This is a genomic window from Dyella sp. EPa41 (genome assembly GCF_016586165.1).
Taxonomy (GTDB): Bacteria; Pseudomonadota; Gammaproteobacteria; order Xanthomonadales; family Rhodanobacteraceae; genus Dyella.
In genome coordinates this window covers 43,673-56,099 of sequence record NZ_BCPR01000028.1, presented here as the reverse complement: position 1 = coordinate 56,099, position 12,427 = coordinate 43,673, and the positions used below count along the sequence as shown (strand labels likewise).

At 62.6% G+C, this 12,427-nt stretch carries 15 protein-coding genes; 6 read left to right on the top strand and 9 right to left on the bottom strand.

The genetic code is table 11. The features are described from left to right. The first annotated feature begins 46 nt into the window (after nucleotides 1-46). The 4 genes from JMF82_RS11090 (at nucleotide 47) to JMF82_RS11075 (ending at nucleotide 3,286) form a co-directional block, all read left to right on the top strand. Nucleotides 47-475: a hypothetical protein gene (locus JMF82_RS11090; protein ID WP_201314631.1), complete on the top strand. Its 429-nt coding sequence runs from the start codon at nucleotides 47-49 to the stop codon at nucleotides 473-475. A gap of 729 nt (nucleotides 476-1,204) precedes the next feature. After that, a complete protein-coding gene (locus tag JMF82_RS11085) occupies nucleotides 1,205-1,516 on the top strand; it encodes a HigA family addiction module antitoxin (protein ID WP_201314629.1) in 312 nt (103 codons plus the stop codon). A 248-nt stretch (nucleotides 1,517-1,764) separates the two neighbouring features. Next, entirely contained in the window at nucleotides 1,765-2,154 is a 390-nt protein-coding gene (locus tag JMF82_RS11080) for a TrfB-related DNA-binding protein (protein WP_201314627.1), read from the top strand. Between the two features lie 505 nt (nucleotides 2,155-2,659). Further along, nucleotides 2,660-3,286 (top strand): isochorismatase family cysteine hydrolase, encoded by a 627-nt coding sequence (locus JMF82_RS11075; RefSeq protein WP_201314624.1) that lies wholly within the window; start codon nucleotides 2,660-2,662, stop codon nucleotides 3,284-3,286. A 141-nt stretch (nucleotides 3,287-3,427) separates the two neighbouring features. Here JMF82_RS11075 and JMF82_RS11070 read toward each other — a convergent pair whose 3' ends face one another. Next, nucleotides 3,428-4,105, bottom strand: coding sequence for a CPBP family intramembrane glutamic endopeptidase (locus JMF82_RS11070; RefSeq protein WP_201314622.1), 678 nt, complete (start codon nucleotides 4,103-4,105; stop codon nucleotides 3,428-3,430). After that, the gene (locus JMF82_RS11065; RefSeq protein WP_201314620.1) at nucleotides 4,102-4,698 is read right to left on the bottom strand and encodes a TetR/AcrR family transcriptional regulator; all 597 of its coding nucleotides are present in this window, start codon (nucleotides 4,696-4,698) and stop codon (nucleotides 4,102-4,104) included. The genes JMF82_RS11070 and JMF82_RS11065 overlap by 4 nt, the downstream gene beginning before the upstream one ends. A 265-nt stretch (nucleotides 4,699-4,963) precedes the next feature. On the opposite strand from JMF82_RS11065, the gene JMF82_RS11060 reads away from it, so the two are divergent. Together JMF82_RS11060 and JMF82_RS11055 are read left to right on the top strand one after the other, a co-directional pair. Continuing rightward, the gene (locus JMF82_RS11060) at nucleotides 4,964-5,416 is read left to right on the top strand and encodes a VOC family protein (RefSeq protein WP_201314617.1); all 453 of its coding nucleotides are present in this window, start codon (nucleotides 4,964-4,966) and stop codon (nucleotides 5,414-5,416) included. 151 nt (nucleotides 5,417-5,567) lie between these two features. Continuing rightward, on the top strand, nucleotides 5,568-5,894 hold the full coding sequence (locus JMF82_RS11055) for a nucleotide pyrophosphohydrolase (RefSeq protein ID WP_201314615.1): 327 nt from the start codon (nucleotides 5,568-5,570) through the stop codon (nucleotides 5,892-5,894). A 165-nt stretch (nucleotides 5,895-6,059) separates the two neighbouring features. Here JMF82_RS11055 and JMF82_RS11050 read toward each other — a convergent pair whose 3' ends face one another. The 7 genes from JMF82_RS11050 to JMF82_RS11020 all read right to left on the bottom strand — a co-directional run bounded on the left by JMF82_RS11050 (nucleotide 6,060) and on the right by JMF82_RS11020 (nucleotide 12,144). Then, nucleotides 6,060-6,539, bottom strand: a complete 480-nt coding sequence (locus tag JMF82_RS11050) for a hypothetical protein (protein ID WP_201314613.1) — start codon at nucleotides 6,537-6,539, stop codon at nucleotides 6,060-6,062. Between the two features lie 564 nt (nucleotides 6,540-7,103). Continuing rightward, the gene (locus tag JMF82_RS11045; RefSeq protein ID WP_201314611.1) at nucleotides 7,104-8,021 is read right to left on the bottom strand and encodes an NADP-dependent oxidoreductase; all 918 of its coding nucleotides are present in this window, start codon (nucleotides 8,019-8,021) and stop codon (nucleotides 7,104-7,106) included. A 78-nt stretch (nucleotides 8,022-8,099) separates the two neighbouring features. After that, a complete protein-coding gene (locus tag JMF82_RS11040) occupies nucleotides 8,100-8,630 on the bottom strand; it encodes a DUF3788 domain-containing protein (RefSeq protein ID WP_201314609.1) in 531 nt (176 codons plus the stop codon). 13 nt (nucleotides 8,631-8,643) lie between these two features. Then, a complete protein-coding gene (locus JMF82_RS11035; protein ID WP_201314607.1) occupies nucleotides 8,644-9,336 on the bottom strand; it encodes an NAD(P)H-dependent oxidoreductase in 693 nt (230 codons plus the stop codon). 40 nt (nucleotides 9,337-9,376) lie between these two features. Further along, the gene (locus JMF82_RS11030; RefSeq protein WP_201314605.1) at nucleotides 9,377-9,922 is read right to left on the bottom strand and encodes a carboxymuconolactone decarboxylase family protein; all 546 of its coding nucleotides are present in this window, start codon (nucleotides 9,920-9,922) and stop codon (nucleotides 9,377-9,379) included. 41 nt (nucleotides 9,923-9,963) lie between these two features. Beyond that, nucleotides 9,964-10,704, bottom strand: coding sequence for a nitroreductase family protein (locus JMF82_RS11025; protein WP_201314603.1), 741 nt, complete (start codon nucleotides 10,702-10,704; stop codon nucleotides 9,964-9,966). 483 nt (nucleotides 10,705-11,187) lie between these two features. Beyond that, on the bottom strand, nucleotides 11,188-12,144 hold the full coding sequence (locus JMF82_RS11020) for an AraC family transcriptional regulator (RefSeq protein ID WP_201314601.1): 957 nt from the start codon (nucleotides 12,142-12,144) through the stop codon (nucleotides 11,188-11,190). Nucleotides 12,145-12,427 lie beyond the last annotated feature (283 nt).

The following is a 12,427-nucleotide window of genomic DNA, read 5'->3' as shown; positions in this document are numbered from 1 at the left end:
TGCTGCGTTCGGCGCTTGAGGCTGATCGGTTGGGTAAAGGGGCTATATGAGCATTGACGAACAAATCGAGGACTATTTCGCCGCCCAGCCTGAGCCGAAGGGCGGCGATCTGAGGGAGCTGCATCGCGTCATTCTGGATGTCATGCCGAAGTGCAGGTTGTGGTTCCTGGATGGCAAGGACGACTCAGGTAAAACCGTGTCCAACCCCAATGTGGGGTATGGCACTCAGACGATTAAGTACGCCAACGGCAATACCAGGGAGTTCTACCAGGTCGGCATCAGCGCAAACACCACGGGAATTTCCGTGTACATCCTCGGAATCGAAGACAAGGCATACCTGGCGCGCGCCTACGGCAAGGACCTCGGCAAGGCGAAAATAACCGGGTACTGCATCAAGTTCAAAGCTGTGCGCGATATAAGCCTGGAGACGCTAAAAGCCGCCATTCGGTATGGCATTGATCAGACAACCGCCTAGGATGGCGGCGAGAAAAGTTGCCTGACATGTGAGTCGACTTGGCACCTTCGGATTCCCATATGTCCATGACCTATAGGACGGTTTTGATTGGCCGAACGATGGATCGCCAGTTTCCGACCCATGGCTGGCGTGGGGGAAGGCATCGTCGTACTCGGGGTCATTGAGTTCCGACACCCGTATCGGCACTTGGCTAGGCCGTTGCGTAGTGATCGCTGACAGGCTGGATGAAAGCTGTTTGCTACTTTCAGCAAGCCACTTCGATGCCTGTAACAACGTAGCGGAGCTGGCCACGACGCCAACGTCGTGAAGCGCGGGCCGCATGAGCAGCAACTCATGCGACCCGCTGACCATCACCAACTAACCAGAGTTGAAAATGGCTATCCGCGATCTTACGGGGCGCATTCGCCCGTCCATTCCCCTCGATGGCACTTTCACATCCTGTCTCGTCGGCCCACATGCCGCCGGCAGGGCAGCTCACAGCCGCGCCTGTCAGCTTTCGCTGACAACCGCCATCGGCTACGGATAAATCCGGCTTTCTGCGCTGCAAGGCTTGATACCAGCCCGACGTGAGCATTTCGCTCGCCCAGTGATCGTTTCCGCGGCGTTCCGGTTTGTCGGCCGCTGCGCTGCACCTCAGCGATCACCTACATCGTCCACGGCGTGCGCCGACACGGAAGCCTGTAGGGCTTGATCCGTCGTTGAGCCATGCCTGACAGGAAAGGAAGCCGTATGTGCCTCATCAAGATCAATCCGCTGATGGACTTTGACCCGTCGATGGTGTTGCGTAGCCCCGGCGAGGTACTGCTGACCGATTACCTCCGGCCCCGCGCCATACCGCTGGCACGTTTTGCCCGCCGCACCGGCATCTCATTGACCACGCTGCGGGATATCACGTTGAGCCGTCGACGCGTCAACGTCGAATGCGCGCTGCGCCTGTCCCTCGTCACGGATTCCACGCCGGTGTACTGGCTGCTGCTGCAGGCACGCTACGACCTGGCGACAGTGAGCGCGCTGCGGGAAGGGTGCCCGCCCGCGACATAAGTGCAAACGGGCGATGCACGGGCGTTCGTGACGGAAGTCAGCAGCCACCTGGAAGTCCGTAGTTTTACCTAGACACCTCGCGTGGAATGGGGTGCTTGGCGTCATGTTCCGGTCGTCGACCGAGCGCTATATACACATGGCCTCTACGACTGTTACGGCAAACTGACAGATGGGCCAAGTGTTGGCCGTCGCCCTTATCTGGATCGGGCAAGCGCACCTCATCACATCGCCCAGGGAGTACCAAGGTGATGAAACAGCGTTTCAATGGGCGTCGCCTGAGCGCGGCGCAGTTTGCCGTTGCCGTGCGTGGTCTGCGCATGACGTCCCGCCATCAGGAACTCGCCCGCGCAGCCCTGGTGGATGGGGTTTCAACATCGATCCTGGCAGCCGAGGCGCAGCTGACCCGTGGTGCCATCGATCGCAACGTACGCCGCATTTACGAGAACCATCTCGCACGGCGTGACGCGCCGATGGAGTGGCGCGAAGTGCGGCTCACGGTACCCCGAAGCATGGCGGAGCGGTTTGAGGCCCAGGCGGCCGCGGTGATTGCCGAGCATGACTTTGCCCGCCGCATCGAGGCCGCGCTCGGCCTTCGGCCCTCGCGTGGAAATGCGGCGGGCGAAAAAGGCCGATTTTGATCGACTGGCAATGCTGCTCGATACCGTAAGCGAGCAATAGGTGGGTGTCAGCCCGACAAGAGCGGGCGACTCCTTCGCGAGCGCGCGCTGAGCGTAAACCTCGATGACGCGTGTGCACTGTCGCCTGGGGATTTCTCGGGGTTGCGAGAAGGGATGGCCACGCTTCGGAGCCATCTACTCGGATCCACGCAGGATGAAAGAGGCTGGTGGCGGTCGGACATCGATGGCCCCTGCATCGGCGTGGTGCATCCAACGCATCCTAGGCAAGGACTCGGCCGAGTACCTCGTGCGACACCACATGTTGTATCCACCACGACCACATCTGGGGTTGGGCGGCACGGTCAGGCGGATGATGCGAAAGGGCGCCAGTAGCCGCGAAGCGCTCTCTCCGAAAAGAGCCGCTAGTGAGCAAGACGGGAAGGGGCTAAGTTGTTCGCTTGCCGGTAGCAAGAGCTGAGGCTCTGGCCATCGGCGGTCGGCATTTCTCATGCCTTGGAGACTAGCCATGTCCGAGACCGTCTATCCTTCCGGTCGTACGGCCTATCTGTTGGTCGACCCGTACAACGACTTTCTGTCCGACGGCGGAAAGGTCTACCCCTTGATCAAGCCGATTGCCGACGAAGTCGGCTTGCTCGACAACCTTCGCAAGCTCGATCGCGCGGCACGGAAGCATGGGCTGCCGGTCGTGTTCGTGCCGCACCGGCGTTGGGAGCCTGGCGACTACGAGGGTTGGAGCCACCCCAATCCCAACCAGATGAAGGTATTTCACGGGCATCATTTTGCACGCGGCGAGTGGGGCGGCGATTGGCATCCGGAATTTGCGCCCAAGCCGGGCGATATCGTGGTGAAGGAGCACTGGGGTTCCAGCGGCTTTGCCAACACCGATCTCGATTTTCGCCTGAAACAACAGGGCATAACGCACGTGATCATCGCTGGCCTGTTGGCGAACACCTGCATCGAGTGCACCGGACGCTATGCCAGTGAAATGGGATATCACGTGACCCTGGTGCGCGATGCCACGGCGGCGTTCAAGCCGGAGATGATGCACTCGGCGCACGAGCTCAATGGCCCGACGTTTGCCCACGCCATCGTGACAACGGATGAGCTCGTTGCCCGCCTGGGTGGTGCGTGAGCGATCATTCGATCGCAGGCCCATGGCTGGCCATCGGCGCGTTTCAATGCGCGGCCGGTCTTGCTTTAGCAAACACGCCCCTGCCGGAGTGCCTTCGCTTCTGATGGAAGGCGTCCGGCCCGGCGGGTTCGCTCGATGGCATCAACCAAGCATCGACACCACATCCACGATGAGGTGCGCGGTGATGTTGACCCACAGGTTGCGCTTCCACAGGTACAGCAGGGAAAACGCCAGGCCTCCCACGGCGACGACGATGACATGGCTCCAGCCCCAGGCGCCGACATGGGCCAAGGTGAAGGCGGCACAAGATGCCCACAGCGCCACGGACCGGCTGCCGGTGAGTTCCTGCAGGCGTTCCATGGCGTAGCCGCGAAACATCACCTCTTCGGCGACTGCGGCGCGCACGCAGGACAGAAGCCGCCACCACAGCGGCGTCATGGCGAGAAGACGGGCATTCGCCGTGTTGGCGACCTGGTCGGCCAGGTGCAGGGTGGGCAACACCACCAGATAGAGCATGCCCATGACGATGGTGACCACCACGCCAGCGGCGACGCCAAGTGCGAGAGCGGGCGCTTGGGGCCGCACGAGGCCGATCGACGTGAGCGGCCGGCGCTCTACGGCGCGCACGTACCGCAGCAACGCCAGCGTCGCGAGCCACCACACGGCTTCATAAGCCAGCAAATGCGCGGTATCGGCAAACTCGTGCATCCATCGGGTCAGGGGCAGCCACGCAAAACCCATGGCCCATGCAAGGCCGAGAAGGGTCTGCGCGGTATGGCGTGGCGCGGCGGGCGACAGCGAGTGGTTGGCGGCTCTCATGGTTTGGGCTTCCGTGTCTTCTTTCGCGTTGCGGGCGTGGAGGGCGGCGAGGCCATGGCCAGCTTGATGAACTGGTCCATGGCTGCTGTTGTGCGGGCGTGGTCGCCCGTGGTCATGAGGTCCAGGAACAGCCCGTCGAACACCGCGATGCACAGCGTCGCCATGGACGCCGAGCGCATGGGCGAAGACATCAGCGAGAGCGTCAACGAAAGCGACTTCGCGGCATCGCGTTGGAGGAACGGCGCGTAGGTGTCAGGGTCCTGAATGGCGAGGATCTGGAGTTCGTAAAGCAACTTCAGGTAGGGAAAGTTGGCATCGGCAATGGCCCAATCCCAAAAGCGGCGAAGCAGCTTCGGCGAATCGCCCTTCGAACTCGTCTGCTCGAACAGCTTGGTGGCCGCCTGGTGCACATGCGCCTGCATGGCATCGAGCACTTCGGCAAGCAGCCCTTCCTTGGAGCCGTAGTGGTACACGAGCAGCCGCGCGCTGCTGCCGACACCGGCGGCAAGCGGACGCAGCGAGACATCGGCGAGGCCGTGCTCCAGCAAATACGCAATGAGGGCCTGGGTGAGTTCGTCTTTTCGGGTCGCCATGTAACGGACGTTACATGTAACGTTTGTTACATGGCAAGCCATGGACAGGTCAGGGCGGCTGGGTTCCTCGTCCCGGCTCGGCAGGCACCGGTTGCGCATAATGGGATGTGGCGCGTGCTCGGGTGGATTCGCTAAGGTCCGATTCCGGGCGGGAGCGAACGTGCTCCCTGCCGGCATGTTGCTTGAAGACCCGGCGGCGCTCGACGCATGGCGCACATGCCCGCAGCCGTGCTGGGGACAAACGACATCAACCAGGAGCACCCAGATGCAGCGGCGATCGATTCCCTTGCTATGTTTGACCCTGCTTTCCATGACCGGCCTGGCCACGGCCGCGTCCGCGCCACCAGCCGGGCACGTCACCGGCGTCGGCGGCATCTTTTTCAAGGCCAAGGACCCCAAGGCACTCGCTGCGTGGTATCGGGATGTCCTGGGCATGCCCGTGGAAGCCTGGGGCGGCGCCGCGCTCCGCTATGACGCCCCCAAGCATCCGCCCGCATTGGCATGGAACGCGTTTCCCGCATCGACCAAGTATTTTGAGCCATCATCGAGCGGGCTGATGATCGACTACGCCGTGGACGACATGGACGCACTGCTCGCACGCCTGCAATCCAGGCATGTCACGGTGCTAAAGCGCGACGACAACGACCCCAACGGCCGCTTCGCCTGGATTCTGGATCCCGAGGGAAACAAGGTGGAGCTTTGGCAGCCCAAGCCTTAGCGTGGGGTGCGAAGTTTGCGCGGCATGGCGGTTGGGCGCGCCTGCTTTCGAGTAGAGCGAATAACGAACAGAAGAGGCGGGGCAGGCCAACGAGGGTCATGCCTGCGCCATCACCCTCGCGTCTCATAACCAGGGTCAGGTGCAAATCGGCATGGAATTCAGTGATCTTGAAACATCAGCGTTACGGCTGAACGATCTCTACGAGCAGCTTGAGATCAAACGGTGGGGACGTGTCTGGACCACCACGGAACTTGCGCTTGGTTTCGTGGGGGACGTGGGCGACCTGGCGAAACTGATCCAGGCAAACGCTGGCATCCGCGATATCGATGACTGCAAGGCGAAACTTGGTCATGAATTGTCGGACTGCCTATGGTCGATCCTTGTTCTCGCGAACAAGTGCGGCATTGACCTGGAAGCAGAGTTCGCGAGGAACACCAGCGAGCTTGCCGAATATGTATCCGGCGAGCTGGCTTCTTGAGGGGAGGTTGCACGGCGGCGAATGCCTCACCGCCGTGCGTCACCAGGATCGTGCGTGAACAGGGGCGTTTGGTTGCAACGGTGTGATGGAAATCGCTTGGCTGGCGTTTGATGGCTCGGGTCCGCTTCCGATCCAAAACGGACCCGCCCAACGTACCGGCTGACCCTAAACCAGGTCGCTCCCACTCAAAACTTCCACCGCGCGCCTGCCGGGGGCGACCGAGTGATGCTCGGGCAATCCCGAGTTGATTGCTCTTGCGCAAGCCTCGAAGTCGTTGATGGTCTCCCATATGTGGATTCGCATGCCATTACTGGCATAGAGGATGATCTGTCCGCAGCCATCGCCTTGGGCGTACTTTGCGCGAACCACGTCGGCAAACTTCATCTGCTTGATGAAGAAAGCGCCCGTCCGTATGGACGTTGCGTCAACGACGACGCGAAAGCGATACAGATAGATGGCGAACAAGGTGCTAGCGAGGAAGTACGCCGCAACGACCACTTTTCCAACGAACAGATTCGTGAGATTTGGCTGCGCCGTCGCCAGGAAACCCAGAGCGTAGAGACCAATGAGGCAAAAAAGCGGCGTACCCCTGGGCCAGCGGTATGTCGAATGTTCGCCCGTCATCAGGCCGTTGTGCTGCGCCATGGAAAGCCGTCCAGTTGTAGCCTCGGCCAACTACGCGGCCGTGGTGCCCGGCGCCACGGGAACGATGCTCCATGGATTCCGCCTGCGCACCCTTCAAGTCTTCGGATGGAGTATTTGCCAGCAATGGCAGGGCTGGAAATAACAAAATGGCAGGGGGATGTAACGCAAGTTCATAAGCGGCTCTTCGGCCGGTTTAGCCATAAGAGGCATGCGTTCTGGCCCTGGTTCCCGGGCCGACCGTAAGGTCTGCTTCCGGCCCATAGCGAACATCGTCAAGATTGAGAGCGTTGCCTTAACGGGGAGAGGGGCTTTGTTTCCATTGCAATCCAAGAATCTGCGCCGGCTCGCACAGATCCGCACGATCCTTTACGTCGTGATGGCGGTCGTGGGCTTCGTGCTACTGGCTATAAGCATGCTCAGGAAGCATTGAATCAAGGAGGCGCCAGCAACCCATCCGAAGCAGACCTGGGCGTTGGCATTGGCCGCCTCCTCAGCTCCGTCTCAATTCATAGCGGACAGCAGAGCGCCGACCGGCTGATTCAAGAGGCACCAGCGTCGCCTCTCTCAAGGTCGAACGCGGATGACCGTCTTTCCGGTGTGTCGCTCGGTCGAGCGGAAAGTGGCGATGGCATCGTCGAGTGATGAGATCTTGCCGATGTTCGTCCGCAGCCTGCCGTCTCGCACCCGCTGCACAATCTCGGACAGTTGGGCCCGATCGGCCTCGACGACGAAGTCGATGGTTCGGCCGTCTGCGGGGCGAACGTCCGTCGGCCCGACGACGGTCACGAGCGTTCCCCCGGGCCGGACGAGCGTGGCGGATCGCTTTTGGATGTCGCCGCCGATGACGTCGAACACCAGGTCGACGCCGCCGATGTCTTCCAGCCGGTCGCTGTCGAGATCGATGAATTCATGGGCGCCGAAGTCGAGGGCCTTCTGGCGGTCGGCGGCGCGCCCTGTGCCAATGACATATGCGCCTGCTTCCCGCGCGAGTTGCGCCACGATCGAGCCGACGGCACCAGCCGCGCCGTGCGCGAGAACGCTCTGGCCCGCCTGAAACCGGCCATGCTGGAACAGGCCCTGCCACGCGGTCAGGCCCGAGATCGGCAGGCTCGCGCCCACCGTGAAGTCGACGTCGCCAGGCAGCGGCGCGAGGTTGCGCGCTTCCATGGCAACGTACTCGGCGAGCGTGCCGTCGCGATGCCAGTCCGATAGGCCAACGACCCGCTGGCCGATGGACAGCCCGGTGGTTCCGTAGCCCAGCGCGGTGACCACGCCGGCCAGCTCATGGCCGAGTATCGACGGCACGCGTTCACGGAAGGCGCGGTCGGCCCAGGTCGAGGGCCACTCCAGTTCGGTGTTAACGAATCCCGCCGCGTGAACCTCAACGACGACATCGTTGATCGCCGCCTGCGGCTCAGGCCGATCCATCAGTTTCATTCCAGCTGCGCCCGCTGCGGGGTCTGTAACCACGATCGCTTTCATGGGAGGCATCTCCTCGGTAAGGGGAATTTCTGGATGACTGGTGAGAGTGAAGGTTGTTTCGATGTCCCATGCGAAGGGTTATCGGCGTGACCCTTTCCGCGACGTCCCTGGCGTCGGACGGCTGGGCGAAGTTGGCGGGCGCTTCATCGCAAGGAGGTCCATCACTTCATGCAGATCACCCGTCGATGCGACGGTCATCGTCAGCCATTTTCCGTCGATGTACGTCTTGGCTTCGTCGTAGCGCTTCACCAGCTGCGGGCGCCACGCATAACGTCGTGCATCGAATGTCTCCCGTTCCGCGCGACCCATGACGACGACCGCGGAGAACTGCCCGTATTCCGGCACCAGGGTGCACAGCGCCTTGGTCTTCTTGTAGCGCAAGGACCAACCGCGGTTCTTGCCACCGTAGAGCCAGTCCGGTTCGAAAACCCCTGGATAGAACTCGTCGATCCATTTCCGCAACGCGATCCAGTGGGCGAACGCGTCGGGTCCGATCCACTGGCGGACTGCACGGTCATCGGGTGGCGCCGATTTGTCGGTGATCCTGCTGCCGATCTTGTGCAGCATTTCGCCATGAGTGGTTGTTGCTTTCGTATCAGTGCGTGACATGAGAGCCTCGCGTTCATGCTCCGGCCAAGGCCGAAGGATTGTGATGAGGGCATGCAAAGGGGCCGCGGTTCGCCTCGAGAGATTTTTCGTGGCGATGGCCGTTGATGACCGTCAGGTCGATCGCCGCGAGCGCTTTTTCCCTCGCCGATGCGGCCTGGTCCTGGTCGAGGAAGGCCGTGGCCTGGAGGGGCAGGAATTGCAGCGTCTTCAGCCCGATGGAGTTGAGTGCCAACGACAGGTACGGCGTGAGGAAATCCGGCTGGTTGGCTCGCTCGCCGGCAAACACGCCGCCCGAGGCGACGCCGATGAACACGGGACGATCCTGCAGCATTCCCACCTTTCCGGCCGGCGTCGACTTCATCGTGCGCCCAACGCGCAGGACCTGGTCGATCCACGCCTTCAGGGACGAGGGAATCGTGTAGTTGTGCATCGGTGTGCCGATGACGATCACATCGGCCGCTTCGATCTCTCGCACCAGCATCTCGGAGACATCCAGGGACCCTTTCGGTGGGGCCGCCAGCGTGGCCGGCGTCGACAGCGCGACGGCGTAGTCGGCCATGGCGTGCGGCAGTGGCTCGATGCCCAGGTCGCGCCGGCGGATGCTGGCCGCGGGCGCCACCTCCAGAAGCCGTTCGACGATCGCGGCCGAAAGCCCACGACTATGCGATTCCAGGCGCGGACTGCAGTCGATGTGGAGAATGTGCATGTGGGCGATTCCTGTGGCTTACGGAGGTTGCAGGGCCGGCTCAGATCGAGCCGGCCAGGGCCACGGGAGGAAAGTCACGCTCGGGGTCGAACACGTTGTTGAAAAAGTTCGTCAGCGAGTACATGGCTACCAGCGCGACGATCTCCATCACGTTCGCTTCCGTGTAGCCGGCATCGCGGACGGCTTTGACATCGGCGTCGCCGACCTTGCCGCGCGTTTCGATGACCTTGCGTGCGAACTGGACGGCCGCGTCGCGTTTCGCATCGTTGGCGTGGCCCTTGCGGGCAAGGATGATCTCGTCGGCCGGAAGCTTGGCCATGTGTTCGGCCGTGAAGCTGTGCACCGTGAGGCAGTAATCACAACCGTTCACTTCGGAAACGGCCAGGCCGATGCTGTCACGCGTTTTCACGTCCAGCGCCTTGCTCAGCGAGCCCAGCAGCGCGGCCCAGGCGTTGAACGCGATCGGGCTTGCCGCGAAGGTCGCCATCATGTTCGGGGTGAACCCGATGTTCTTGGTGAACGCATCGAGGGTTGGTTGCGACGCGCCGGGGACTTGTTCCGGCTTGAGGGCAGTAGCTCGTGACATGGTGTACTCCTTAGAAGGGTAGGTTGGTGGGTTGATCGGAATCAGGCGAAATCCAGTACGTCGGCCACCGGCATGCGCGGCTTCTGCGGCCAGTTGCCGGCGCGCTCCGGCCCAACGGTCAGCAGCATCACGGGGATCTCGTCGTGAGCCAGGTCGAATTCGCGGTGTACGGCTTCGGCGTCGAAGCCGATCATGGGCGTCGACCCCAGGCCGAGTGAGCGGGCCGTATAGATGATGGCCGCGGCGCCGAAGGTGGCCGTGCGCACCGCCTCGTCGCGCTGACGCTGGGGCTGGTTGTCATACAGGCCACGGGCGGGCGCTTCCCATTCCGGCACCAGGTGCGCCGGCATGATCCCGGCTTCCACCACGGGCGCCAGCCGCGCGGGGACGGTGCTGGCATCGGCGAGCTGGCCGATGATGATGAAAGTCACGGCGGCCTCGGTGATCGCGGGTTGGTTCCAGGCGATCGGACGCAATCGCGCCTTGGCCTCGGGAGTACGCACGGCGATGAACCGCCAGTTCTGCAGGTGGAAGGAGGTCGGCGCGGAAGTACCGATTCGCACGAGGTGACGAATCTGGTCGTCGCTCAGGACGGCGGCGGGGTCGTAGTACTTGGCGGCACTTCGGCTGAGGATGTTTTCGATGACGGCGTTGGTGGGTGCCGGTTGGGCGGCCGGCTGGGACGGTTGCGGCACGAGCGTGTCCGCGCGGCGCTCGGCCAACGCGCAAGTGTCTGCGATGGCGCGGTTTGCGGAATCGGTGGCAGTGGCGATGCAGTTCATTGGGTGGGCTCCCTCGTCAGTGATTACGGGAGCTCACTTTACCGTCCGGTCTGATAACTTCGAGACCTTATAATCTCAATTTCATCCTTGAAAGGATCATTTCGGGATACGGCACGGCGTGGCCGGCACCGGGACGTGTCGGCGGTCAGTTCCATGCCGGTATCGGTCAAACGATTGAGCGTGGGCCGTTGGATTGCGGCGGCACTTGTCGTGCCGCCGCCCGGTTCTGTTGGTGACGAGAAGATCTCGCGGCCGGAATGGAAGCGCTGCCTGGCGTGCTCCACCGTGTTCTGCGTCGACTCCGCTGACCGCATGCTGTTCGAGTGCGGCATGGCGCGCGGGTGGTCGCGTGGTCTCGCGCGGCACGGTGAGGAGCGCGCCCTGCAACTCGGTCAACGATGCATCGGAGCCGGCGCACGCTTGGCGGATCGTGGCCGCGCCGTCGCGAAGCTGGAGAACGTCGAGGAACCGAGTGGGACGAATCTAGGCGTGATGCTGCGCCTGCCGGCGCCATTCGCCCGGCGTCATTCCCATCCGTTCGGTAAACACGCGACGGAACGCCGAAACGGATTGGTACCCAACGATTTCGGCCACGGCCTCGGTGCTGATCGCCGGTTTTTTCAATTCGTTGGCGGCCAGGCTCACGCGCAGATCGGTCAACAGATCGAGGGCAGAGCAACCGAGTTTGTCCTGGAAGTGCCGCATGAAGGTGGCGCGCGACATGCCGCACATGTCCGCCAGGTCGGGGAGTTTCCAGGGTTTCGACGGTTCGGCGAACAGCGCCGCGATGGCCGGTGCCAGCCGTGGATGCCCCGCCAGGGCCAACAAGCCTGCGGGGGCCTGCTCGCCTTCGCTCGACGCGCGCAGCACCAGGGTGAACAGGGCCGAGGAAAGCGCGTCGAGAATGGCGCGTCCTCCGGGCCGGTCACCGGAGGACTCCATGCGCATCAGGCTCACCAGGTTGGCCAGCTGGCCAGGGGCGGAGCCACCGCGATCTTCTTCACGCCTATGGCTGCCCCGCGTCACCAGATGCGCGGGCATGTAATTGCGGATCAGCCGGTCATGCGGTGGCGTGATGAAAAACCGCCCGCACATCAGGTCCAGCTTTTCGCCTTGGCCGTCGTTCTCGCTCAACACCCATCCGGCGGACCCTCGATGTTCATGGGTTCGGATGGGCTTCTTCCCACTGCCGTCGTGCAGCACGTGCGCCGCGCCGTGGGGCAGCAATACGATGTCCCCGCCCACCAGTTCCTGCGTTGTCCGCGTCTGCGGATCCTCGAGGATGGCGCGGCCGCTGACGATGACGTGGTAAGGGATTTCGTTTGCCGCTGCCTGGTCCCATGTCACGCGCCACGGCGCGCCATAGGCGCAGCGGACCTCTAGCTGGCCTGTGACGGTGACGATTCGCAGGAGATGGCTTAGCCAGTCGACTTCGGACATGGGCGTGGAAACCGGGAACGTCCGAACACCTTATCGCAACAGGCGTCATCGGCCCACCGGTTGCCCCGTCTCCCGGGCCGATGAAAGCGTGCCTCGCTGGCGCTACGAATGTTGCTGGCCTGGAATGCGAGTCACCCAAGCCCGATCCATGGGAGCGAAATATTGCCCCGCCTCCCCAGGCGCTTCTCGACTTCAATGCGACTCTTTGCTCCCTGAACTTCCCCGGCAGCGAAACATGGTCACCGCCCTATGCCGAGGTCATGGTGTGGGACTACCACTACGC

Excerpts from the sequence above, each read along its gene's own strand:
- JMF82_RS11035 (WP_201314607.1), bottom strand. The coding sequence starts at position 9,336 with ATGCACATTCTCCACATCGACTGCAGTCCGCGCCTGGAATCGCATAGT.
- JMF82_RS11065 (WP_201314620.1), bottom strand. The coding sequence starts at position 4,698 with ATGGCGACCCGAAAAGACGAACTCACCCAGGCCCTCATTGCGTATTTG.
- JMF82_RS11060 (WP_201314617.1), top strand. The coding sequence starts at position 4,964 with ATGCAGCGGCGATCGATTCCCTTGCTATGTTTGACCCTGCTTTCCATG.
- JMF82_RS11040 (WP_201314609.1), bottom strand. The coding sequence starts at position 8,630 with ATGTCACGCACTGATACGAAAGCAACAACCACTCATGGCGAAATGCTG.
- JMF82_RS11030 (WP_201314605.1), bottom strand. The coding sequence starts at position 9,922 with ATGTCACGAGCTACTGCCCTCAAGCCGGAACAAGTCCCCGGCGCGTCG.
- JMF82_RS11055 (WP_201314615.1), top strand. The coding sequence starts at position 5,568 with ATGGAATTCAGTGATCTTGAAACATCAGCGTTACGGCTGAACGATCTC.
- JMF82_RS11085 (WP_201314629.1), top strand. The coding sequence starts at position 1,205 with ATGTGCCTCATCAAGATCAATCCGCTGATGGACTTTGACCCGTCGATG.
- JMF82_RS11090 (WP_201314631.1), top strand. The coding sequence starts at position 47 with ATGAGCATTGACGAACAAATCGAGGACTATTTCGCCGCCCAGCCTGAG.
- JMF82_RS11025 (WP_201314603.1), bottom strand. The coding sequence starts at position 10,704 with ATGAACTGCATCGCCACTGCCACCGATTCCGCAAACCGCGCCATCGCA.
- JMF82_RS11020 (WP_201314601.1), bottom strand. The coding sequence starts at position 12,144 with ATGTCCGAAGTCGACTGGCTAAGCCATCTCCTGCGAATCGTCACCGTC.
- JMF82_RS11045 (WP_201314611.1), bottom strand. The coding sequence starts at position 8,021 with ATGAAAGCGATCGTGGTTACAGACCCCGCAGCGGGCGCAGCTGGAATG.
- JMF82_RS11050 (WP_201314613.1), bottom strand. The coding sequence starts at position 6,539 with ATGGCGCAGCACAACGGCCTGATGACGGGCGAACATTCGACATACCGC.
- JMF82_RS11080 (WP_201314627.1), top strand. The coding sequence starts at position 1,765 with ATGAAACAGCGTTTCAATGGGCGTCGCCTGAGCGCGGCGCAGTTTGCC.
- JMF82_RS11075 (WP_201314624.1), top strand. The coding sequence starts at position 2,660 with ATGTCCGAGACCGTCTATCCTTCCGGTCGTACGGCCTATCTGTTGGTC.
- JMF82_RS11070 (WP_201314622.1), bottom strand. The coding sequence starts at position 4,105 with ATGAGAGCCGCCAACCACTCGCTGTCGCCCGCCGCGCCACGCCATACC.